Origin of the sequence: Aeromicrobium sp., from assembly GCF_049587115.1 — a bacterium.
Taxonomy (GTDB): domain Bacteria; phylum Actinomycetota; class Actinomycetes; order Propionibacteriales; family Nocardioidaceae; genus Aeromicrobium.
In genome coordinates, this window is record NZ_JBAVDI010000018.1 from 1 (window position 1) to 22,163 (window position 22,163).

At 66.7% G+C, this 22,163-nt stretch carries 20 protein-coding genes and 1 tRNA gene; 14 read left to right on the top strand and 7 right to left on the bottom strand.

Features of this window, described 5'->3' with window-relative positions:
* On the bottom strand, positions 1-493 hold a 493-nt coding region (locus WB461_RS01545; protein WP_423850967.1), incomplete at its 3' end, for a DUF2785 domain-containing protein.
* Between the two features lie 39 nt (positions 494-532).
* Here WB461_RS01545 and WB461_RS01550 point away from each other — a divergent pair.
* Positions 533-1,987 (top strand): sensor histidine kinase, encoded by a 1,455-nt coding sequence (locus WB461_RS01550; protein WP_423850968.1) that lies wholly within the window; start codon positions 533-535, stop codon positions 1,985-1,987.
* 64 nt (positions 1,988-2,051) lie between these two features.
* Here WB461_RS01550 and WB461_RS01555 read toward each other — a convergent pair whose 3' ends face one another.
* Entirely contained in the window at positions 2,052-2,303 is a 252-nt protein-coding gene (locus WB461_RS01555) for a WhiB family transcriptional regulator (RefSeq protein WP_082530375.1), read from the bottom strand.
* Positions 2,304-2,456: 153 nt separating this feature from the next.
* Between WB461_RS01555 and WB461_RS01560 the strand changes: the two genes are divergently transcribed.
* From WB461_RS01560 to WB461_RS01570, 3 genes are all read left to right on the top strand, one after another.
* Positions 2,457-2,852: a hypothetical protein gene (locus WB461_RS01560; protein WP_423850969.1), complete on the top strand. Its 396-nt coding sequence runs from the start codon at positions 2,457-2,459 to the stop codon at positions 2,850-2,852.
* Positions 2,853-2,980: 128 nt separating this feature from the next.
* On the top strand, positions 2,981-4,180 hold the full coding sequence (locus WB461_RS01565; protein WP_423850970.1) for an NAD(P)-dependent malic enzyme: 1,200 nt from the start codon (positions 2,981-2,983) through the stop codon (positions 4,178-4,180).
* A gap of 26 nt (positions 4,181-4,206) precedes the next feature.
* Positions 4,207-5,175, top strand: a complete 969-nt coding sequence (locus WB461_RS01570) for a zinc-binding dehydrogenase (protein ID WP_423850971.1) — start codon at positions 4,207-4,209, stop codon at positions 5,173-5,175.
* 25 nt (positions 5,176-5,200) lie between these two features.
* On the opposite strand, the gene WB461_RS01575 is transcribed toward WB461_RS01570, so the two are convergent.
* From WB461_RS01575 to WB461_RS01585, 3 genes are all read right to left on the bottom strand, one after another.
* Positions 5,201-5,377, bottom strand: a complete 177-nt coding sequence (locus WB461_RS01575) for a DUF6104 family protein (protein ID WP_423850972.1) — start codon at positions 5,375-5,377, stop codon at positions 5,201-5,203.
* Positions 5,378-5,400: 23 nt separating this feature from the next.
* Entirely contained in the window at positions 5,401-9,207 is a 3,807-nt protein-coding gene (locus WB461_RS01580) for a multifunctional oxoglutarate decarboxylase/oxoglutarate dehydrogenase thiamine pyrophosphate-binding subunit/dihydrolipoyllysine-residue succinyltransferase subunit (RefSeq protein WP_423850973.1), read from the bottom strand.
* A gap of 66 nt (positions 9,208-9,273) precedes the next feature.
* Complete coding sequence (locus tag WB461_RS01585) at positions 9,274-9,450, bottom strand: hypothetical protein (RefSeq protein ID WP_423850974.1); 177 nt, start codon at positions 9,448-9,450, stop codon at positions 9,274-9,276.
* 290 nt (positions 9,451-9,740) lie between these two features.
* On the opposite strand from WB461_RS01585, the gene WB461_RS01590 reads away from it, so the two are divergent.
* On the top strand, positions 9,741-10,337 hold the full coding sequence (locus tag WB461_RS01590; protein WP_423850975.1) for a hypothetical protein: 597 nt from the start codon (positions 9,741-9,743) through the stop codon (positions 10,335-10,337).
* 7 nt (positions 10,338-10,344) lie between these two features.
* Here WB461_RS01590 and WB461_RS01595 read toward each other — a convergent pair whose 3' ends face one another.
* Together WB461_RS01595 and WB461_RS01600 are read right to left on the bottom strand one after the other, a co-directional pair.
* Positions 10,345-11,484 (bottom strand): N(5)-(carboxyethyl)ornithine synthase, encoded by a 1,140-nt coding sequence (locus tag WB461_RS01595; RefSeq protein WP_423850976.1) that lies wholly within the window; start codon positions 11,482-11,484, stop codon positions 10,345-10,347.
* Between the two features lie 232 nt (positions 11,485-11,716).
* Positions 11,717-11,791, bottom strand: a tRNA-Arg gene (locus WB461_RS01600).
* A 53-nt stretch (positions 11,792-11,844) separates the two neighbouring features.
* Here WB461_RS01600 and WB461_RS01605 point away from each other — a divergent pair.
* The 9 genes from WB461_RS01605 (at position 11,845) to rpmE (ending at position 22,092) form a co-directional block, all read left to right on the top strand.
* Positions 11,845-12,240 carry a response regulator transcription factor gene (locus WB461_RS01605; protein ID WP_423850977.1) on the top strand — a complete coding sequence of 132 codons (396 nt, stop codon included), beginning with the start codon at positions 11,845-11,847 and terminating at the stop codon, positions 12,238-12,240.
* Between the two features lie 298 nt (positions 12,241-12,538).
* Positions 12,539-14,203, top strand: a complete 1,665-nt coding sequence (argS, locus tag WB461_RS01610; RefSeq protein ID WP_423850978.1) for an arginine--tRNA ligase — start codon at positions 12,539-12,541, stop codon at positions 14,201-14,203.
* Positions 14,200-15,597 carry a diaminopimelate decarboxylase gene (gene lysA, locus WB461_RS01615; RefSeq protein ID WP_423850979.1) on the top strand — a complete coding sequence of 466 codons (1,398 nt, stop codon included), beginning with the start codon at positions 14,200-14,202 and terminating at the stop codon, positions 15,595-15,597. Before argS ends, lysA begins: the two co-directional genes overlap by 4 nt.
* A gap of 172 nt (positions 15,598-15,769) precedes the next feature.
* Entirely contained in the window at positions 15,770-17,089 is a 1,320-nt protein-coding gene (locus WB461_RS01620; protein ID WP_423850980.1) for a homoserine dehydrogenase, read from the top strand.
* The gene (gene thrC, locus WB461_RS01625; protein WP_423850981.1) at positions 17,089-18,147 is read left to right on the top strand and encodes a threonine synthase; all 1,059 of its coding nucleotides are present in this window, start codon (positions 17,089-17,091) and stop codon (positions 18,145-18,147) included. Before WB461_RS01620 ends, thrC begins: the two co-directional genes overlap by 1 nt.
* The gene (gene thrB, locus WB461_RS01630; RefSeq protein ID WP_423850982.1) at positions 18,144-19,019 is read left to right on the top strand and encodes a homoserine kinase; all 876 of its coding nucleotides are present in this window, start codon (positions 18,144-18,146) and stop codon (positions 19,017-19,019) included. The genes thrC and thrB overlap by 4 nt, the downstream gene beginning before the upstream one ends.
* Before the next feature lie 202 nt (positions 19,020-19,221).
* Complete coding sequence (gene rho, locus WB461_RS01635) at positions 19,222-21,177, top strand: transcription termination factor Rho (RefSeq protein WP_423850983.1); 1,956 nt, start codon at positions 19,222-19,224, stop codon at positions 21,175-21,177.
* A 92-nt stretch (positions 21,178-21,269) separates the two neighbouring features.
* Positions 21,270-21,752 carry a glutathione peroxidase gene (locus WB461_RS01640; protein ID WP_423850984.1) on the top strand — a complete coding sequence of 161 codons (483 nt, stop codon included), beginning with the start codon at positions 21,270-21,272 and terminating at the stop codon, positions 21,750-21,752.
* 133 nt (positions 21,753-21,885) lie between these two features.
* Entirely contained in the window at positions 21,886-22,092 is a 207-nt protein-coding gene (gene rpmE, locus WB461_RS01645; RefSeq protein WP_423850985.1) for a 50S ribosomal protein L31, read from the top strand.
* The last annotated feature ends 71 nt before the right edge of the window (positions 22,093-22,163 follow it).

Sequence of the window (22,163 nt, forward strand, 5' to 3'; positions counted from 1 at the left end):
TGAGCTCGAGCCGGCCGAAGTGGCGGGATCGGGCCAGCGCGGCCAGGAGATCGGCGCCATGGGCGATCGAGTTGGCCCAGCCCTGCTCGGGAATCCAGCCGCGATGGTCCTGCTCGCGGACGTACCACGCCGTGGCACGGTCGCCCCAGTCGAGGACCGAGGATGCGGACATGAGGTGCTCGTTGTTGTCGCGCCCGATGATCTCGGCGAGCATCAGTGCGCTGTAGGACCGGCGCATGACCGAGACGTCGCCGTCGTTCCCGAGTCCGTAGCGCAGCCCGGGAGCGATGCCGTCGCCAAGGCCGGCCAGCAGGCTGTCGTAGATGCCCTTGGTCAACCAGGACGTCAGCAGCGGGTAGGCGAGGTCCTCGCGCCAGCGTGGGTTGGGGTGGCCCAGCATCTCGACCAGCTCCACGGTGCACTCGTCGAGGCTGCGGTCGGCCGGCACGTCCATCCCGCTCTGCATCACTGACTGCCAGTACGCCTCAGACACCTTTCCATCGTGCCACGACCGGCGGACTACTCTGGCGTGGTGCCCTCGCTGGACGACATCACTCGGTTCCAGACGTCGCTGCGCCCGGAAGAGGTCACGTGGCTGCAGTCGCTGGTCACTGACTGGCAGATCATCGCGGATCTGTCCTTCTCGGACCTGGTGTTGTGGGTCCCGGACAGCGAGGCCAAGGGAATGTGGGCCGGCGCCCAGATCCGACCCACCACCGGGCCGACGACGCTGCTGGAGGACGTCGCCGGCACCTTCCTGCCTGCCGGCCGGGTCGACGGGCTGGCGGCGGTGCTGATCTCCGGGCACATCGCAGCGGCGCACGTCGAGACGCTTCCCGACGGCAGGAGCGTGCGGGTCGAGCTCATCCCGGTGAGTCGTGATGGCGGCACGATCGCGGTGATAGCGCGGCGCACCGCCCAGCCCGGACAGCGCGGTGGGGGCATCCTCGAGGCCTCGTACTCCGAAGCAGCGGGGGCTCTCGCCGAGATGATCGGCCGGGGGGAATTTCCACTGCCGGACAGCCGTTCGGACCTGGCCGATTCATTGCGCGTCGGTGACGGCTTCGTGCGCACGGATGCGGCGGGAACGGTGCGCTACGCGAGTCCCAACGCGATGTCGGCCTATCGCCGACTGGGGTTGATCGGAGATCTGGTCGGGACGCAGCTGGGTCACGTCACCAGCGGGCTGGTCGACCGGCGGCCGACAGATCGTGGCGCCCACGCGATGCTGGTCGGCGATGCCAGCACCGAGGCCGAGATCGAGAACGCCGATGCCTCCCTGCTGCTGCGTGTCATCCCGTTGCGCTCCAACGGTCAGCGCAACGGCTCGCTGATCCTGCTGCGGGACGTCACCGAGCTGCGCCTCCGGGAGCGCGAGCTCGTATCGAAGGAGGCGACGATCCGCGAGATCCACCACCGGGTCAAGAACAACCTGCAGACCGTCGCTGCCCTGCTACGACTGCAGGGCCGCCGCACCGAGCTGCCTGAAGCGCGAGTCGCGTTGGATGACGCCGTGCGCCGGGTGGGCTCGATCGCCCTCGTGCACGAGATGCTGAGCCAGTCGTTCGAGGACAACGTCGCCTTCGACCAGATCGCCGATCGCCTCCTGCACACGGTGCTCGACGTCACGGAGGAGACAGCCGGCGCAGGTCGGATCCGCGCCGATCGCATTGGTTCGTTCGGACTGCTGCCCGGTGCGATCGCCACGCCGCTTGCGATGGTGCTGACCGAACTGATCCAGAACGCTTCGGCGCACGCCTTCGGTGAGCAGGGCGGCACCCTGACGCTGGCGGTCAACCGCATTCGCGACCGGATCCGGCTCAGGGTGAGCGACGACGGCTCCGGCCTGCCAGCCGATTTCGACCCGGCAAGAAGCCTCGGACTGTCGATCGTGACGACCCTGGTGGAGGGCGAGCTGCACGGTTCACTCGTGTTCGAGCAGCGCCCCGGCGGCGGTACCACGGTCGCCATCTCCCTCGACGTGTGAGTGGTGCCGCACAGACAAAGAACCCCGCGGCCGAAGCCACGGGGTTCACCGATACGTGCGTACGTCAGGCAGTGCGAATACGTGCCCGAGCGTTGCGGCGCTTCAGCGTACGACGTTCGTCTTCGCTCAAGCCTCCCCACACACCATGGTCCTGTCCGGACTCCAGTGCCCACTGCAGGCACTGCTCCCGAACATCACAGCGGCGGCATACGACCTTGGCCTCTTCGATCTGCAAGATGGCAGGACCCGTGTTGCCGATGGGGAAGAAGAGCTCAGGGTCCTCATCCAGGCATGCCGACTTGTGGCGCCAATCCATGGGACACTCCTTCCCGTTCGGTTTTGTGCCGCGGCCGAGTCTGTTGACCCGCACAACGGCTGTCAGTTCATCTTTTCAACATGTGCAGACCAATACAAGGGCAAAGGGCCGTGCGAATTGTCGGATGGATCACATGGTCACTACCCTGACGCCGTGTCCTCAACCCGACGTCCGCGCGGAATTTCCCGAGCCCTGTTGCTCGTGGCGGGTGCCATCGTGCTGCTGGAGGTTGCCACCGCCCTGGCATTAGCTGCGTTGAGCGTCGTGGACGTGGTCCGCGAGCGTAACGGCGCCGGCATCGGCGTGGTCCTGATCCTGGTGGCATACGGACTGCTGCAGGCGTGGGCCGCATGGCGAGTCACTGAGGGTGATCGCTGGGCTCGCAGCCCCCTCGTCGTCACCCAGCTCATCCAGCTGTTGATCTCGTTCAACCTCGCGGACGTGCCGGGATCGATCACCGCGCTGCTCGCCGGTTCGGCGATCGTCACGCTGGGCTGCCTCTTGGCCCCGCCCGTGACCCGGGCACTCAGCGCGGAGCCGCCTGTGTGAGAGACTGGGGGTCGGGCACAACCCGTGTGAATCCCGCTTTTGGCGGGGCAGTTTGCGGCCTCTTGCCGCGCCGGCGATCTGATCGGTCCCGATGACGAACGTACGGAACGTCCGAGGAATTCTCCAACATGGTTGCCACTGACATCGACTTGCACATCGACACGCCTGACCCCGACGACCCCGTCTTCGCACTCCACCGCGGCGGGAAGATGATGATCAGCGCCTCCGTACCCATCCGGAACGCCGACGACCTCGCCATGGCCTACACGCCGGGCGTTGCTCGGGTGTGCGAAGCGATCGCTGCAGACCCCGAGCTGGCACATGAATACACCTGGGTCTCCAACACGGTTGCGGTCATCACCGATGGGTCCGCGGTTCTGGGTCTCGGCGACATCGGGCCGTCGGCCTCGATGCCGGTGATGGAGGGCAAGGCGATCCTGTTCAAGCAGTTTGGTGGCGTCGACGCGATCCCGGTGGCGCTGGACACCAAGGACGTCGACGAGATCGTCGAGACGATCGTGCGTCTCGCGCCGACGTTCGGCGGGATCAATCTCGAGGACATCTCCAGCCCGCGGTGCTTCGAGATCGAGCGGCGACTGATCGAGCGGCTCGAGATCCCGGTGTTCCACGACGACCAGCACGGAACGGCCGTCGTGACCCTCGCCGCCCTGATCAATGCCGTGCGGCTGACTGATCGCGAGATGGACGACCTCAAGGTCGTGATCTCGGGTGCAGGCGCAGCCGGTGTCGCGATCATGAAGATGCTCCAGACGGCGGGCGTCCGCAAGATCTCTGTCGTCGATCGCAGCGGCGTGATTCACCTCGGGCGGGAGCGTCTCGACGAGGTGAAGGCTGAGATCGCCGCGTCGACCGCGCCATGGGCCGCCGCCGGAAGCATCGCCGACGCCCTCGCTGGCGCCGACGTGTTCATCGGCGTCTCCGGCGGCACCATCCCTGAATCCGCAGTGGCCTCGATGGCTCCTGCCGCAATCGTGTTCGCGATGGCCAACCCGCAACCCGAGGTACACCCCGACATCGCCGCGCGGCACGCTCGGGTCGTGGCGACGGGCCGCTCGGACTTCCCCAACCAGATCAACAACGTGCTGGTCTTTCCCGGCATCTTCCGCGGTGCGCTCGACGTTCGCGCCACACGGATCTCCGAAGGCATGAAGCTGGCAGCGGCTCACGCGATCGCCGACCTGGTGGGCGACGATCTCAGCGAGACCTACGTGATCCCGTCGGCCTTCGATCCTCGGGTTGCGTCGGCCGTCGCTCGTGCCGTCACCGACACCGCGCGGCGCGAGGGTCTCGCCCGCCGTCCGTACTGACCCACACCCCCGTCGCAAGGAGCCGCATGTTCGCCGTCTACGCAGGTTCGATCGACCCTCAGGACCCATTGAGCGGCCTCGTCGTGGGGGATCGCCCCGATCCGGAGGTGCCCGACGGCTGGACCACCGTCACCGTCAAGGCGGCCTCGATCAACCACCACGACGTGTGGAGCCTGCGTGGTGTGGGCCTGCGCGAGCAGTCGTTGCCGATGATCCTGGGTTGCGATGCGGCCGGGCTGGACGAGAACGGCAACGAGGTCGTGGTCCACGCCGTCATCAGCGACCCGTCCTGGCGCGGCGACGAGACCCTCGATCCACGGCGATCGTTGCTGTCGGAGCGTCATCAGGGCACCTTCGCCGAGAAGGTCGCCGTGCCGACCCGCAACGTCGTGGCCAAGCCGGCAGGTCTGTCGTTCGCCGAAGCCGCCTGCCTACCCACGGCCTGGCTCACGGCGTACCGCATGCTGTTCACGCAGTCGGGTCTGAAGCAGGGAGACACGGTCCTGGTCCAGGGCGCGGGGGGCGGAGTGGCGACAGCGGCCATCACGCTCGCTCGCGCTGCTGGGTTCCGCGTCTACGCCACGAGCCGCGACGAGGACAAGCGCGTCAAGGCAGTTCAGATCGGCGCGCACGAGGCGTTCGAGTCCGGGGCCCGGCTGCCCAGCAAGGTCGATGCGGTCATCGAGACGGTCGGCGCCGCAACCTGGTCGCACTCGGTCAAGTCGATGCGGCCCGGCGGCACGATCGTGATCGCCGGCGCCACCTCGGGCGACGCCCCCTCACACGCCGAGCTGACCCGAATCTTCTTCCAGCAGATGCGTGTGCACGGCTCCACGATGGGCACCCGAGACGAGCTCCACGCACTTGCGCAGTTCATGGACGTCACCGGTACCAAGCCGCTGATCGACCGGGAGATCCCGATGGCCGACGCGGCCGAGGGCCTAGCCTCGGTCATCGACGGCAGCGTCTTCGGCAAGATCGTGCTGACCCTCTAGCGTCGCTTCGGCGCGGCGAGACGGGTCAGTCGTCCTCATCGTCGAGACGGGCGAGCCAAGTCGCCAGCCGCTCGACCGGAACCTCGAATTCGGGGTTGAGATCGACGAACTCGCTCAGCCGCTCGGCCAGCCACGCCAAGGAGACTTCCTCGTCTCCTCGGCGGGCCTGGAGCTCTTCGATGCCCCGATCAGTGAAATACATGAGCGCTCCCGGGCTTGTCGAAATCAGGCGAAGGCCTGCTCCATCAGCGTGCTCTGCTCCTGGACATGCCGGTTGTGTGAGCCGACTGAGGGTGCCGAAGACTCCGGACGGGAGACACGCACGAGCGGAAGTCCGTCGAATTCGCCGCTGAAGTGCAACGCGACGTGCGGCCACGGACCCTGGTTCGCCGGCTCGTCCTGCACCCAACGGACCTCGCGGGCGTTGACGAACGTGGCGACCGCAGCGTTGAGCTCGGCGGTGGGCCGCGGGTAGAGCTGCTCGAGACGCACGATGGCGGTGCGGTTCTGTCCCGCCTCCCGCTTCTCGCGCTCGGCGAACAGATCCCACGCCACCTTGCCGGAGCAGACCAGCACGCGCTCGACAGATGCAGCTTCGACCGAGTCGTCGCTGATCACCGGACGGAACCGACCCGAGGTGAAGTCCTCGGGCTGCGAGGCAGCGGCCTTGCTGCGGAGCATCGACTTGGGTGTGAAGACGACCAGCGGACGGTGCTGACCTTCCAGGCTGTGCCGGCGAAGCAGGTGGAAGTACGAGGCGGGGCTCGAAGGTTGCGAGACCGTCATGGCGTCGTCAGCGCACAGGGCGAGGAACCGTTCGATGCGTGCTGAGGAGTGGTCAGGTCCCTGGCCCTCGTAGCCGTGCGGCAGCAGCAGCACGACCCCCGACTTCTGGCCCCACTTGGTCTCGCCCGCCGAGATGTACTCGTCGATGACCGACTGGGCGCCGTTGATGAAGTCGCCGAACTGCGCTTCCCACAGCGTGAGTGCCTCGGGACGCGCCACGGAGTAGCCGTACTCGAAGCCCAATGCGGCGTACTCGCTCAGCAGCGAGTCGTAGATGTAGAACGTCGCCTGCTCGTCTCCGACATGTGACAACGGGGTCCACTCGTTGGCGTTGGTGCGGTCGATGATCGTCGCGAACCGGGAGGAGAACGTGCCGCGGCGCGAGTCCTGCCCGGCCATCCGCACTGGACGACCGTCGAGCAGCAACGAGCCCATCGCGAGGATCTCGCCGGTGCCCCAATCGATCGGACCAGCCGATATCGACGCCGACCGACGCTGGAGCTGTGGCAGCACCTTGGGATGGACCGTGAAGCCCTCGGGGACGTTGGTGTACGAGTCCGCGATCGCCTTCATGGTCTCGGGCGTGATCGCGGTGATCAGCTCGCCCGCGCGTTCGGGCTTCTCGGGGTAGTCCGGAATGCGTGAGTAGCTCGGGTCGGTCGCCGCTTCCTTCACCTCGGCGAAGTTGCGCTCGAGCTGGGCCTGATAGTCCGTCAGCGCCGCCTCGGCCTCCTCCAGAGTGATGTCTCCGCGTCCGACCAGAGCCTCGGTGTAGAGCTTGCGCACCGACTTCTTGGCGTTGATCGTGTCGTACATCAGCGGCTGCGTGAAGCTGGGATCGTCGCCCTCGTTGTGGCCGCGACGTCGGTAGCAGACCAGGTCGATGACGATGTCCTTGTGGAAGGTGCGGCGGTACTCGTAGGCCAGGTGCGCCACTCGGATGCAGGCCTCCGGGTCATCGCCGTTGACGTGGAACACCGGTGCCTGGATCATCCGGGCGACGTCGGTGCAGTACGTCGACGAGCGCGACGACGACGGCGAGGTGGTGAAGCCAACCTGGTTGTTGACGATCAGGTGGATCGTGCCGCCCGTGCGGTAGCCGCGCAGCTGGGACAGATTGAGCGTCTCGGCGACGACCCCCTGCCCGGCGAACGCAGCGTCACCGTGCACCAGCACGGGGAGCACGGGGTAGTCGGCGCCGCGGTTGAGCCGATCCTGCTTGGCGCGGGCAATGCCCTCCAGCACCGGATCGACGACCTCGAGGTGCGAAGGGTTGGCCGCGACCGAGACCTTGATCTTGTCGCCGTTGCCGGAGGTGAACTCGCCTTCGACGCCCAGGTGGTACTTGACGTCACCAGAACCCTGGACGGTACGGGGGTCGATGTTTCCCTCGAACTCGCGGAACACCGAGCTGGCGTGCTTGCCGGCGATGTTGACCAGGACGTTCAGTCGGCCACGGTGTGCCATGCCGATGCAGACCTCGTCGAGTCGGTCGGCGGCGGCGGCCTCACAGATCTCGTCGAGGACGGGGACCGTGGTCTCGCCGCCTTCGAGGCTGAATCGCTTCTGCCCGACGAACTTGGTCTGCAGGAAGGTCTCGAAGGCCTCGGCCTGGTTGAGCTTCTGCAGGATGCGGAGCTGCTCCTCGCGGGGAGGCTTGGTGTGCGGGCGCTCGATGCGCTCCTGGAACCAGGCGCGCTCCTCTGGCTCCTGGATGTGCATGTACTCCAGCCCGATCGTGCGGGCGTAGGAGTCTCGCAGGATGCCGAGGATCTCGCGCAGCTTCATGAAGCGCTTCTCGGTCTTGAACGAGCCCGTCGCGAACTCGCGATCCAGGTCCCACAGCGTCAGTCCGTGCGAAGCGGTGTCCAGGTCGGGGTGGCCACGCGGGCTGTTGTCGAGTGGGTTGGTGTCGGCCATCAGGTGGCCTCGCACGCGGAACGCGTGGATCAGCTCGAGGACGCGTGCCTGCTTGTGCACCTCGTCGTCGTGGCTGACCGCTATGTCCTGAGCCCAGCGAATCGGCTCATAGGGGATCTTGAGCGCGCGGAAGATCTCGTCGTAGAAGCCGTCCTCGCCCAGCAGGAGGGCATGGATCTTCTTGAGGAACTCGCCGGACTGTGCGCCCTGGATGACGCGATGGTCGTAGGTCGACGTCAGCGTCATCATCTTGGAGATCGCCATCTGCGCGAGCGTGTGCTCGCTGGCGCCCTGGAACTCCGGGGGGTACTCCATCGAGCCGACGCCCACGATGACGCCCTGTCCCTGCATGAGGCGCGGAATCGAGTGATTGGTGCCGATGCCGCCGGGGTTGGTCAGGCTGACCGTCGTCCCCTGGAAGTCGGAGACCTCGAGCTTGCCGTCCCGAGCCTTCTTGACCATGGTCTCGTAGGCGGCCCAGAACGCGGCGAACCCGAGAGTGTCAGCGGCCTTGATCGACGGCACGAGCAGCGTTCGCGAGCCGTCGGGCTTCTTCAGGTCGATGGCCAGACCGAAGTTGATGTGCTCGGGCTTGAGCTGGTTGGGCTTGCCGTTGACGACCTCGAAGCCGGTGTTCATCTCGGGGATCGCCTTGAGGGCCTTGACGATCGCCCAGCCGATCAGATGGGTGAACGACACCTTGCCACCGCGGGCGCGGGCGAGGTGGTTGTTGATGACGACGCGGTTGTCGAACAGCAGCTTGACCGGCACCGAGCGGACGCTGGTCGCGGTCGGAACGGCAAGGCTGGCGTCCATGTTTGCGACGGTGCGGGCAGCGGCACCGCGCAGAATGACGTTCTCGATGGCACCCGGGCCGGTCTTGGTCGGGGTCTCGGCCGGCTTGCTGGTGGGCATCGCGACGGCTGTCGCCGGTGCCGCTGGAGTCTCGGCAACCGGCGGCAGGGGGTTCTGCGCCTCTTGGTGCGCTGGAGAGGCGATCTGGCTCTGGGGCGGGGTCACCGTGACGGGCTTGGTCTTGGGCGCGGGCGGTGCCGTCGAGGTGGGTGCGGTCGGTGCGGGAGCGGGTGCTGCCGATTTCGCCTCCGGCGACGCAGAGGTTGGCGACGCGCCGTTGGCAATCGCCTGTCCGTCGCCGGTGCGGAAGAACGTCACCCAGGTATCGTCCACCGAGGTCGGATCTTGTTCGAATCGCTCGTACATCTCATCGACGAGCCACTGATTCGTGCCGAAGTCAGGTGCTGAATGGTCTTGTGAGGACTCGGCCACGACCTCGATCGCCTCTTCCAATTGTGTGCTGGCGCGCATGCGAAAACTACCGTCACCAGCGTAACGCGACCTCCCAGCCGTCCGCACGCAGGCTCGACGCATTGTTCAGGTCTTGACGAGGACCCGTGGGTCGCGCGCCACAAATCGGCCGAAGGCCGCCGCCTCGACGTCGAGGCCTGCCCGGTCGGCCGTGGTCAGCTGGGGCGCTCGATCGACCACGATCTCGACGGCTGACGCCAGGATTCGGCGGGTCCACGTTCCGGCCAGGCGACCGTCGATCATCAACAGACCGCTTCCGCGTGTCAGCGAAGGTGAGATCGCGGGTCCGGCGCGCCACAGCCCACAGAGCCATGTCGTGGAGATGAAACTGGACGCAGGTCAGGTGGCGCACGACATCTCCCGCCGAGCTGAATCGTGGAGCGCTGAGACCGTGTGCGTGCAGGCGGCCGGGGATGCTGGGCTTCACGGCTCCAGCATGTCGCAGGTCCCAGACATGTCGGCGGATCCGGTCCGCCAGGACAGGTGCTCTAGGCTCGCCCTGACACGGCGTCCAGCGATGAGGGTGAAGATCGATGAGCACAGGCACAGCTCCGGACCGCAATCGGCTCGTGGTGCCGGTGGCCGTCACGTCGATCCTGGTGATCCTCATCGTCGGCTATCTGATCCTCAAGGGCGGGGACGATTCGCCGGCCGCCCCCAAGGCCACTGCTTCGTCGCTCGCCTCGGGAAAGACTCCTGCGACGCAGAAGCTCACAGGATCGGGCGATGCGCCTGATGCGATCGCCGTCACGGCGGCCACGGTCGCTCGGTCCTCGACCGGCTTCGGGCTCGCCGCAGACCTCCCGACGATCGACACCGGGGAGTTCGACACTGTGACCCTCGTGATGGGACAGGACGACGGCGCCGTGCTGTGGGAGCTCCGGACGGTTCGAGATTCCCGCGGAAACTTCATCACCCCGGAGCTCTACCGAGTGCAGGACGGGCCCGACGAGCAATTCGCCTGCGCTCGCGCATCGATGCGCATCGCGGGCACGCGGCTGAACGTCACCGTTCCGCTGGCCTGCTTGGAAAACCCGGAAAAGCCACTCAAGGCTCGTCTGGAGATCACGGACAGGAACGGCGGGGAGGAGAAGACCTCGAATTCCAAGGTGCTCGTCGCTCCGAAGTGATCGAGAGTCAGGCGACGAGGTGCGGATGGTCCGCTGATCGGCGTTGGAAGGCGAGGATGTCGAGATTCTGGACGACCCCGTTCCGGATCTCGATCGCGCGCCGGATCGTCTCGTCGGCATCCCACGAATCCGGACCGGCCAGCACCTTCGGCAGGTATGGCAGCAACGCCAGGCTGATCTCCCAGGTTGCTGAGTTCCACAGGTAGGACGGGCTGTGGTCCACGGCGTAGTACGTCACGTTGTCCCCGACGATGAACGTTGGATCGTCGAAGCTGGTGGGGTGGGCCCACTCGAAGCCCATGGCCTCGTCGCATGACACATCGACGACAAGCGTGCCCGGGGCAAGGGTCTGCAGGTCGGCATTCATCAAGGACGACATGGGGGAGTTCGGGTTCTGCAGGACGCAGTTGACGATGACGTCGTGTTCTGCCAGCAGGCCCGGCATCGGCGCCCATGCCTGGTCGACGAACGCCCGGCTCTCGGCCGGCGAAGCGCCCGGGTCGAAATGAACGATGCGGGCCGAGTGGATCGGCGCGCTGACCGCGGCCACGCCGCGCTGCGTGAAGATGTCGACATCATGGATGCCGTGCGCGCTCAGGGCGGTGACGGCGCCGCGCGCAGTGGCACCGAAGCCGATCACCGCAGCGCTGAGGCGGCGGCCGTAGTTGCCAGTCAAACCCGCGATCTCCATGGCGTGCAGGACTGAGCAGTATCCCGCGAGCTCGTTGTTCTTGTGGAAGGTGTGCAGCAAGAAGCTGCCGTCCCCGCTCCAGTGATTCATGGCTTCCCATGCAATCAAGGTCAGCCCGCGGTCGATCGCGGCCTGTGTCAGCGCAGGATCCTGGACGCAGTGAGGCCAACCCCAGAGAGTCTGACCTCTTCGCATCTCGTGCAGGTCGGCGACGCTGGGCTTGGTGAGCAGGATGACGTCACAGCGGGCGATCAGCTCCGCACGGGTCAGCAGGCCGCCGACCAGCGGTCGGAGCTCGTCGTCGCTGTAACCGAAGTCCCGGCCATAGCCCTCCTCGAGGAACACGTACGGACGGATCGCGTCCGTGAGCCGCCCGAGGTGCAGCGGGTGGATCGGCAGCCGCCGTTCGTTCTCCTTGGCGGTGCGGGCGATGACGCCGAGACTGAGCTGGTCCATGCGGACTCCGAGTGATGGGTGATTCTGCAGGAGAACCGCTGCTCGGATCGTGTGTGTGTCCGGAAGGACGGGTCCAGTTTATCCCGCGGGAACGAACCGGACGGACGCCGGGGAGGTGCACGTGAATGTCCGGTTTCGTGTGGCGCCCCCGGCAGGACTCCGTCAGGCGCTGGGCGCCTTCCTCCCCGAATCCTGGACGCCGGGGAGGTGCACGTGAATGTCCGGTTTCGTGTGGCGCCCCCGGCAGGATTCGAACCTGCGCTTCCGCCTCCGGAGGGCGGCGCTCTATCCCCTGAGCTACGGGGGCCAATGCGGCCAACTGCGGTGTGAGCCTACCCCACACCAGCTACGCTCCTGATGGTGCCCAGAGTGCTCGTGGTCGATGACACCGCCTCGATCAGATTCCTCATCCGGACCAACATGGAGCTCGCCGGATTCGACGTTGACGAAGCGGTTGACGGTGCCGACTGTCTGAAATTCCTGCGCGCGGCCGAGGTGCTCCCTGACGTCATCACGGTTGACGTCATGATGCCCCGACTCGACGGCATCTCGACCGTCGCCGCGATTCGGGCGGATCCGCGGATGCAGCACATCGCGATCGTCATGGTCACGACGCAAGGTCACCCCGCCGACATCCAGCGAGCGACCACCGCCGGGGTCGACGCCTACCTGACCAAGCCCTTCGACCCGGACCTCCTCGTCCTCACCGTTCGCGACGTCATCGGCCGCTCAGACATTCGCCGCGAGTCCTCTTGAATTCCAGGCCTTTTCGGACGTACCGTTTTAGTACACGGACGGGAGGTGGTTCACGGAATGAACAATTCTTGGACTTGTGAGGTGGCTGTCCGCTAGCCGCTGGACCCCAGACAGTGCGAACTGGACGGTGGCACCGAATACCAGCAGCCACCCGACCCGCAGGGCGTCGAGTTTGTCCGCTCGTCCGCGCGCATCCTCAGTCGAGGTGATCGCAGCCCTGCGGGTCGCCCATGTCCTGGCCCGGTGAGCCGGTGAAACCGTCGCCCGGGGGAAATCGACCGACCGATACTCTGGTGCCGTGACTCCTGAGCAGCTTTCCGCGGCCATCGTCGGCGCACTGTCCTCCCTCACCGAGGCAGGATCCATCAGGCTGCCCGACGGACTCCCGGCGGAGGTGCGAGTGGAGCGTCCCAAGGTCAAGGAGCACGGGGACTACGCAACCAACATCGCGCTTCAGCTGGCGAAGAAGGCCGGCATGAATCCGCGCGAGTTCGCTCAGCTCCTGGCCGACGCTCTGCGGGCGTCGGACGGCATCGCCAGCGCCGAGATCGCCGGTCCCGGCTTTCTCAACATCCGAGTCGAGGCTGGTGCGCAGGGTGCCCTCGCGCCGCAGATCGTCGCGGCGGGCGAGGCGTACGGCACGAGCGACCTGTACCGCGGACAGAGAGTCAATCTGGAGTTCGTCAGTGCCAACCCGACCGGCCCGATCCACATCGGCGGCGTGCGGTGGGCCGCGGTGGGGGACTCGCTCGGCCGCATCCTGACCGCGATCGGAGCCGAAGTCACGCGGGAGTACTACTTCAACGACCACGGTGTGCAGATCGACCGCTACGCACGGTCGTTGCTGGCCGACGCGCGCGGCGAGGACGCGCCGGAAGACGGCTATGGCGGTCAGTACATCTCCGACATCGCCGCCACGATCCTCGCGAAGCGCCCCCATGCCCTGGACCTGTCCGACGCCGAGTCCCTCGAGACGTTCCGCGCCGAGGGCGTCGAGCTGATGTTCGCCGAGATCAAGAAGAGCCTGCACGACTTCGGGGTCGACTTCGACGTGTTCTTCCACGAGAACGATCTGCACGAATCCGGTGCGGTTGACCGTGCGATCGCGCGGCTGCGTGAGCTCGGCATGATGTACGAGCAGGACGACGCCACCTGGCTGCGCACCTCGGACTTCGGCGACGACAAGGATCGCGTCGTCATCAAGTCCGACGGGCAGCCCGCCTACATCTCGGGTGATCTGGCGTACTACCTCGACAAGCGTGAGCGCGGATTCGACCGCTGCCTGATCATGCTGGGCGCCGACCACCACGGCTACGTGTCTCGGATGCTCGCGATGTGCGCGGCGTTCGGAGACACCCCCGGCGTCAACCTCGAGCTGCTGATCGGTCAGCTGGTCAACCTGGTCCGTGACGGACAGCCGTTGCGGATGAGCAAGCGCGCGGGCACGGTGCTGACCTTGGAGGATCTCGTCGGGGCCATCGGGGTGGATGCCTCGCGCTATGCGCTTGCGCGCTACTCCACCGACTCCACGATCGACCTCGACCTTGATCTGTGGGCCAGCCAGACCAGCGACAACCCGGTCTTCTACGTCCAGTACGCCCATGCCCGGCTGTCATCGATCATCCGCAATGCGGTCGATCTGGGCGTCGAGGCCGACGAGTCGACGTTTGACCCGTCGCTGCTGGTGGTCGAGCAGGAGGGCGCGCTGCTCCGAGCGCTTGCGGACTACCCTCGGATCGTGGCTCGGGCCGCCGAGCTGCGCGAGCCACACCGGGTTGCGCGCTACCTCGAGGACACCGCGTCGGCGTTCCACAAGTTCTACGACGTCGCGCACGTCCTGCCCAAGGGTGATGAGGAACCCACCGATCTGCATCGGGCCCGACTCATGCTCGTCGCAGCGACCCGACAGGTCATCGCCAATGGTCTCGGGCTGCTCGGCGTCAGCGCTCCGGAGCGCATGTGATGAGGAGCCACGAGGCCGGTGCCCTGCACGGCCAGTCCGGTGATCGTGGCCCTGCCTGGCTGCGCACCCCCGAGGACCCCAATCAGCTCGTCCCGCACCTGTGGTCCGACGGCGTGTCCAAGGTCGACGGTGTCCTGACCGTGGCGGGCGAGTCGGTCGCCGACCTCGCTGCGGAGTTCGGCACACCGACGTACGTCGTGGACGAGGATGACTTCCGGCGACGGGCTCGTGGGTTCAAGGAGGCATTTCCGCGAGCCGACGTCTACTACGCCGGCAAGGCTTTCCTGTGCGTCGCGACGGCCCGCTGGATCGCCGAAGAGGGTCTCAATCTCGACGTCTGCACTGGCGGCGAGCTCGCCGTGGCGCTCAAGGCGGAGGTGCCGCCCGAACGGATCGGTTTGCACGGCAACAACAAGTCCGTGGCCGAGCTGCGCCGTGCGCTGGAGGCCGGCGTGGGTCGGATCATCATCGACTCCTTCGAGGAGATCGTCCGGCTGGCTGACCTGACCGCTGAGCTCGGGGTGACTGCTCCCGTCATGATCCGTGTGACGGCCGGCGTCGAGGCGCACACCCACGAGTACATCTCCACGTCACACGAGGATCAGAAATTCGGCTTCTCGATCACCGGCGGCGACGCGCTCGACGCAGTACGCCGCGTGCTGGCCGAGCCCGGCCTCGAGCTGCGCGGCCTGCACTCGCACATCGGCTCGCAGATCTTCGTCACCGACGGCTTCGAGGTCGCCGCCCGGCGGGTGCTGCGGCTGCATGCCGAGATCGAGAGGGAGCTCGACGTCGCGCTCCCCGAGTTCGACCTCGGTGGCGGTTTCGGCATTGCCTACACGACGCAGGACGACCCCTCGACTCCCGCGGACCTCGCTCGCGGAATGCTCAAGATCGTCGACGACGAGTGCGCCGCGCTGGGCATCGCCGTCCCGCACCTGTCGATCGAGCCGGGCCGCGCGATTGCCGGGCCGTCGACCTTCACGTTGTACGAGGTCGGCACGACCAAATCGGTGGGGCTCGACGGTGGGGCGTCGCGACGCTACATCTCGGTCGATGGAGGAATGAGCGACAACATCCGACCGGCGCTCTACGGCGCCGACTACTCGTGCACGCTGGCTTCCCGTGCGTCGGATGCGCCCGCTCTTCTGAGCCGGGTCGTCGGCAAGCACTGCGAATCCGGCGACATCGTGGTGAAGGACGAATTCCTGCCCGGCGACGTGCAGGCCGGTGACCTGCTGGCCGTCCCCGGAACGGGTGCCTACTGTCGCTCGCTGGCGAGCAACTACAACCACGTGCCGCGGGCGGCGGTGATCGCGGTGCGCGAGGGCGAGGCCCGAGTCATCCTGCGCCGCGAGACGGAGGCCGACCTCCTCACCCTCGACGTCGGGTAGCGGCGACCCTCAGCGCTCGTCGCCGATGAACGAAGCGCGGATGTTGCCCGGCCCTGGTGGTACCCGGAAGGAAGAGATCTGCCGAGGGAGGTGTCGTCGATCGCCGGCCGCCGGCCGTCTCATCTGTCAGGGGAGGTCTTCGAGCCATGGCGCGCGCGGATACCCTTGACCGGTGAGCGCATCCTCGTGGTCCCCAGGTCGGCCGCTCCGCGTAGCCCTTTTGGGGTGCGGAGTCGTCGGCACCGACGTCGCCCGACTCCTGACACGGGACGCGGACGAGCTCGCACAGCGAGTCGGAGCACCGCTCGAACTGGTCGGCATAGCGGTCCGTCGACTGGGTCGTGAGCGCGACCTCGAGGTGTCGTCGGACTTGTTCACGACTGATGCCGCTGGTCTGGTCGGTCGCGGTGACATCGACGTCGTGATCGAGGTCATCGGCGGGATCGAGCCGGCCCGGGAGCTGATCTTGGCTGCCCTGGAGAACGGCGCCTCGGTGGTCACGGCCAACAAGGCGCTCCTCGCCGAGGATGGTGCGACGCTGTTCGAGGCCGCACACAAGGCCGAACGCGACCTGTACTTCGAGGCTGCCGTGGCCGGCGCAATCCCGATCGTCCGCCCCCTGCGCGAGTCGCTCGCCGGCGACCGGGTGGAGCGTGTGCTCGGCATCGTCAACGGCACCACGAACTTCATCCTCGACGCCATGACCACCACGGGGCAGGGCTTCTCCGAGGCGCTCGACGAGGCCCAACGCCTGGGCTACGCCGAGGCCGACCCGACCGCCGACATCGAAGGCTTCGATGCTGCATCCAAGGCTGCGATCCTGGCCGGTCTGGCATTCCACACCCGGGTGACGATCGGTGACGTGCACCGTGAGGGCATCACCGACGTCACCGCAGCCGATGTGCGCTCCGCTGACGAGATGGGGTGCGTCGTCAAGCTCCTTGCGATCTGTGAGCGTCACGAGACGGCGGACGGACCGGCGATCTCCGCTCGAGTACACCCCGCCATGATCCCGCTGTCGCATCCGCTGGCCAGTGTCCGCGGCGCGTACAACGCCGTTTTCGTCGAGAGCGAAGCGGCCGGTCAGCTGATGTTCTACGGTCCGGGTGCGGGTGGACCGCCGACAGCCAGCGCAGTCCTCGGTGACGTGGTCTCGGTGGCGCGTAACCGCCGCAGCGACGTGTACGGTCCGGGTGAATCGACCCACGCCCAGCTCGAAGTTCTTGACATCGGCCGAGCCAGGACGCGCTACCACGTGTCGATCGACGTCGACGATCGCGCGGGTGTGCTCGCCTCGGTGGCGAACGCCTTCGCCCAGTTCGATGTCTCGATCCGAACCGTGCGTCAGGAGGGCAGCGGCTCGGACGCGCAACTGGTCATCGTGACCCACGAGGCCGAGGACGCGGCCTTGTCGGCGACGGTCGCGTCGCTCCGTGGGCTCGACATGGTTCGCGACGTGACGTCCGTGATGCGCGTCGAGGGAGGATCCTGATGGCTCATCTGTGGCGAGGCGTGATCGAGGAGTACCGCGAGTGGCTGCCGGTCACCCCGGAAACTCCGGTCATCACCTTGGGTGAGGGTGGCACGCCGCTGGTCCACTCCGCGTGGCTGTCGGGCGTCGTCCACGCCGACGTGTGGCTCAAGGTCGAGGGTGACAACCCCACGGGGTCGTTCAAGGATCGCGGCATGACAGCGGCGATCTCGGTGGCGGCCGGCGAGGGCGCCAAAGCCGTCGTGTGCGCGTCGACCGGCAACACGTCTGCGTCGATGACCGCCTACGCCGCGAGAGCCGGATTGACCCCGATCGTGCTGGTTCCTCATGGCAAGATCGCTGCCGGCAAGATGGCGCAGGCCGTGATGCACGGCGCGACCGTGATGCAGCTGCACGGCGGTTTCGACCAGTGCCTGCAGGTTGCCCGCGACCTGTCCGACCAGTACCCGGTCGCTCTGGTCAACTCGGTCAACCCCGTACGCCTGCAGGGCCAGAAGACTGCTGCCTTCGAGATCGTCGACGCGCTCGGCAAGGCGCCCGACCTGCACGTTCTTCCAGTCGGCAACGCCGGCAACATCTCGGCCTACTGGCTGGGTTATCAGGAGTACGCCGCTGCGGGACTGTCCCGAGCCACACCGTCGATGTGGGGCTTCCAGGCTGCCGGCTCGGCGCCACTCGTGCTGGGCCACCCCGTTGAGCATCCCGAGACCTTGGCGACCGCGATCCGGGTCGGCAATCCTGCCTCGTGGCACCTTGCTGTGGCCGCGCGAGACGACTCCGCCGGGCGTATCGAGTCGGTCACCGACGAGGAGATCCTCAGCGCCCAGCGCGAGCTCGCGTCACGAGACGGCGTGTTCGTCGAGCCGGCCTCCGCGGCAGGCGTTGCGGGACTGCTGAAGTCGGCAGGTGCGGTCGAACCGGGCTCGACGATCGTGATCACCGTGACAGGCCACGGGCTCAAGGACACGGAGACCGCTCTGTCAGGAGTCGACTCGATCGTCGACTCGGCGATCGACGCAGATGTGCACGCGGCGGCCGAAGCCGCCGGGCTGGCATGAGCTTCCGGACGACGCCTGTCTCGATCCGCGTTCCGGCCTCGAGCGCCAACCTCGGCCCGGGCTTCGACGCTCTCGGCCTGGCACTGACGTTGCACGACGACCTGACCGCCGAGGTGACGGCCGGGGGCCTCGAGATCATCGTGGCCGGCGAGGGCTCCGGGGGAGTCCCCTTGGACGCCGAGCACCTGGTCGTCGAGGCGATGCTCGCAACCTTCGACCTGCTCGGCGAGCGCCCGGCAGGTCTGCGCCTGACCTGCACCAACCAGATCCCCCACGGTCGTGGACTCGGATCGTCAGCCGCGGCGATCGTCGGTGGCATCGCGCTCGCTCGCGCCCTGGTCGTGGGTGCTGACGACCGGTTCGACGATCGCGCGGCATTCCAGTTGGCGGTCGACCTCGAGGGGCACCCCGACAATGTCGCCGCCGCGATGTTCGGCGGGCTGACCATCGCCTGGATCGACGGTGCCTCAGCCGAGGTCCACCGGCTCACCTCGACCGTTGACGTCACGGTCTTCGTGCCGCCGATGGCCGTTTCCACCGTGCAGGCCAGGGGACTGCTGCCCGAGACCGTCCCGCACGTCGATGCGGCCGTCAATGCCGGCCGCGCAGCGTTGCTCGTCGCCGCACTGACCGGTGCTCCCGAGCGGCTCGTCGCCGCGACCGAGGACAGGATCCACCAGTCGTACCGCGCCGATGCCATGCCGGGGTCCTACAAGCTCCTGCAGCAGCTGCGCGTCGAAGGCATCCCGACGATCATCTCCGGGGCAGGACCGACCGTGCTCTCGTTCGCGCACGGCATTGCGGATCGCACCCCGCAGGGGTGGACGTCGCACGAACTTGCCATTGATTCGCAGGGCGTCAGACCGGCGTGAGCAGCCCCACGCGACATGTGCCCGACAGGAATGTCGAGCGAGCTGATGGTGTTACAGTGGACGAGTCGGAGTCGAGTGGATACTCCCCGACAGTGACAAGCAAGTAGCAGCGCCATTCAAGTCGTCCGCCAGATGCGGACCAGCCTTCATGCGATCCGGATCTCCGGACACCAGGCCTTGTGGCCACATCAAAGGAACCTACGTGACTGATACCACCACCACTCCCACATCCTCCGCGCCCGCAGCAGACGCTGCGGCCGCCGCTCCAAAGAAGACCGGAGGAGGATTGGGCGGCAAGGTCCTCGCTGAGCTCCAGGAGATCGCGGGAGGCCTGGGAATCACCGGCGCCGAGAAGATGCGCAAGGGCGCACTGATCGATGCCATCAAGATCGCCCGCGGCGACGCCGGCACCTCGACGAAGGCGGCCGTTGCTGCCGCTGCTCCGAGCAACGTCGACACCAGCAAGGGTGACACCGCCGAGCCCCCCGCCAAGCGCGAGCCGAAGGGTGAGCCCAAGAGCGGTCCCCGCAGCGCCAAGAACGCCGACGCCAAGAGCGACGCGAAGAACGCCGACGCCACGAGCGCCGACGCCAAGAACGCCGACACGAAGAACGCCGACGCCAAGAGCGCCGACGGGAAGAATGACTCGGCTCCGAAGAGCGACAGCAAGGACAACAGCAGCGAAGACGAGTCGTCGGACGACGAGGCGGGTCGCGGTCAGGGGAACAACCGCAACCGCAACCGCAACAACAACGCGAACGATGATGGCGGCAACCGCAACCGCAACAACAACGCGAATGACGGCGGCGGCAACCGCAACCGCAACAACAACGACGCGAACCGCAACCAGAACCAGGGCGGCAACCGCAACCAGAACCAGGGCGGCGCCAACGTCGACGAGGACGAGGACGGCGGCATGGGGCGTCGTCGAAATCGGCGGGGACGCAACCGCAACGCGCCCGGCGGCGGTGGACGTGGCGGCATGGACGTCGACACCACCTACACCGAGGACGACGTCCTGGTGCCGGCGGCCGGCATCCTCGACATCCTCGACAACTACGCGTTCGTGCGCACGACTGGCTACCTCCCCAGCGAGAACGACGTGTACGTCTCGCTCTCGATGGTCCGCAAGTGGGGCCTTCGCCGCGGTGACGCCGTCCTCGGCCAGGTGCGCCAGCCCCGCGAGGGCGAGCGCAAGGAGAAGTTCAACCCGATGGTCAAGATCGAGTCGGTCAACGGCATGACGGTCGAGGACAGCCTGAAGCGGGTCGAGTTCGCCAATCTCACGCCGCTCTACCCATCCGAGCGCCTCCGGCTCGAGGGTGGGGCCGGCGGGTTGACCGGTCGAGTCATCGACCTGGTCGCGCCGATCGGCAAGGGCCAGCGTGGTCTGATCGTGTCGCCGCCCAAGGCCGGCAAGACCATGATCATGCAGCAGGTCGCCAACGCGATCACCGAGAACAACCCCGAGTGCCACCTGATGATCGTGCTGGTCGACGAGCGCCCCGAGGAGGTCACCGACTTCCAGCGCACCGTCAAGGGCGAGGTCATCGCCTCGACCTTCGACCGTCCTGCCACAGATCACACGATGGTCGCCGAGCTGGCGATCGAGCGTGCGAAGCGTCTGGTCGAGCTCGGGCACGATGTCGTGCTGCTGCTGGACGGCATCACCCGACTGGGCCGCGCATACAACCTGGCCGCACCGGCCAGCGGTCGGATCATGTCCGGCGGTGTCGACTCATCGGCGCTGTACCCGCCGAAGAAGTTCTTCGGAGCTGCTCGCAACATCGAGGACGGCGGCTCGTTGACCATCCTGGCCACGGCGCTGGTCGAGACCGGCTCCCGGATGGACGAGGTCATCTTCGAGGAGTTCAAGGGCACCGGCAACTGGGAGCTGCGTCTGCGCCGCGACCTTGCCGACAAGCGGATCTTCCCGTCCGTCGACATCGATGCGTCCAGCACCCGACGCGAGGAGCTGCTGATGGGCAAGGACGAGCTGTCCGTCGTCTGGAAGCTCCGTCGCGTGCTGTCCAGCTTGGAGAGCCAGCAAGGTATCGAGCTGGTCCTGGACAAGCTCCAGAAGTCCACGAGCAACTCGGAGTTCCTGGCGCAGGTCAGCACCACGCTTCCCCAAGAAGGCGCCAAGAACGGCAGCTGACGCCTCAGCATGATGCGGGCCCGAGGGGCCCGCGTCATGTCTGGACGCAGTTGGATGGGCCATTCTGGCGAGCCCACCCTAGGCTTGTCACCATGACAACTGCCTACGACTTCTCCGCCACTGCGATCGACGGCACCGATCGTCTTCTCGCCGATTACCAGGGCAAGGTGCTCCTGGTCGTCAACACCGCGACCCAGTGCGGGTTCACCCCCCAGTTCAAGGGCCTCGAGCAGGTCTATCAGGAATACGTAGATCGCGGACTTGTCGTGCTGGGTTTCCCGTGTGACCAGTTCGGCAGTCAGAACCCCGAGGACGACGGGGACACCGCGACGTTCTGCGAGAGGAACTTCGGGGTGACCTTCCCTCTGTTCTCCGAGATCGAGGTCAACGGCGACGACGCCCACCCGCTGTACAAGTGGCTCAAGAAAGAGAAGGGTGGCCTGGGCCCCTCGAAGATCAAGTGGAACTTCACCAAGTTCCTGATCGACGCCGAGGGCAACGTCGTCAAGCGCTACGGCTCCACGACGGCGCCGGAGAAGATCCGCGACGACATCGAGAAGCTGCTCCCCGCCTGAGTCCTGCCACTGCCCGGGGAATTTTCCCCCCCTCGATTTCCTTATGACGAGTATCAACTGGCACAATCAATCCTTGGTTCTGGTTCACGGGCCGCATCCCGCGGTACGACCCAGCGACCGCCGAGAGGACATCATGAAGCAAGGCATCCACCCCGAGTACGTCGACACCCAGGTCACCTGCACCTGCGGCAACACCTTCACGACCCGCAGCACCGCGACCGACGGCACCCTTCGCGCCGACGTGTGCGCCGCGTGCCACCCCTTCTACACCGGCAAGCAGAAGATCCTCGACACCGGCGGCCGCGTGGCCCGGTTCGAGAAGCGCTACGGCAAGAAGTAGCTTTCCCACGGCGCCGACCTACTCCATGCGGAGGGGTCGGCGCCCCTTTTGTGCACGCAGCATGTCCGTAC

What these genes read in the sequence shown, in the direction of transcription:
- WB461_RS01555 (WP_082530375.1), bottom strand. Translation starts at nt 2,303, where the DNA reads ATGGATTGGCGCCACAAGTCGGCATGCCTGGATGAGGACCCTGAGCTC.
- WB461_RS01565 (WP_423850970.1), top strand. Translation starts at nt 2,981, where the DNA reads ATGGTTGCCACTGACATCGACTTGCACATCGACACGCCTGACCCCGAC.
- WB461_RS01570 (WP_423850971.1), top strand. Translation starts at nt 4,207, where the DNA reads ATGTTCGCCGTCTACGCAGGTTCGATCGACCCTCAGGACCCATTGAGC.
- WB461_RS01575 (WP_423850972.1), bottom strand. Translation starts at nt 5,377, where the DNA reads ATGTATTTCACTGATCGGGGCATCGAAGAGCTCCAGGCCCGCCGAGGA.
- WB461_RS01580 (WP_423850973.1), bottom strand. Translation starts at nt 9,207, where the DNA reads ATGCGCGCCAGCACACAATTGGAAGAGGCGATCGAGGTCGTGGCCGAG.
- WB461_RS01585 (WP_423850974.1), bottom strand. Translation starts at nt 9,450, where the DNA reads ATGATCGACGGTCGCCTGGCCGGAACGTGGACCCGCCGAATCCTGGCG.
- WB461_RS01590 (WP_423850975.1), top strand. Translation starts at nt 9,741, where the DNA reads ATGAGCACAGGCACAGCTCCGGACCGCAATCGGCTCGTGGTGCCGGTG.
- WB461_RS01595 (WP_423850976.1), bottom strand. Translation starts at nt 11,484, where the DNA reads ATGGACCAGCTCAGTCTCGGCGTCATCGCCCGCACCGCCAAGGAGAAC.
- thrC (WP_423850981.1), top strand. Translation starts at nt 17,089, where the DNA reads ATGGCTCATCTGTGGCGAGGCGTGATCGAGGAGTACCGCGAGTGGCTG.
- thrB (WP_423850982.1), top strand. Translation starts at nt 18,144, where the DNA reads ATGAGCTTCCGGACGACGCCTGTCTCGATCCGCGTTCCGGCCTCGAGC.
- WB461_RS01640 (WP_423850984.1), top strand. Translation starts at nt 21,270, where the DNA reads ATGACAACTGCCTACGACTTCTCCGCCACTGCGATCGACGGCACCGAT.
- rpmE (WP_423850985.1), top strand. Translation starts at nt 21,886, where the DNA reads ATGAAGCAAGGCATCCACCCCGAGTACGTCGACACCCAGGTCACCTGC.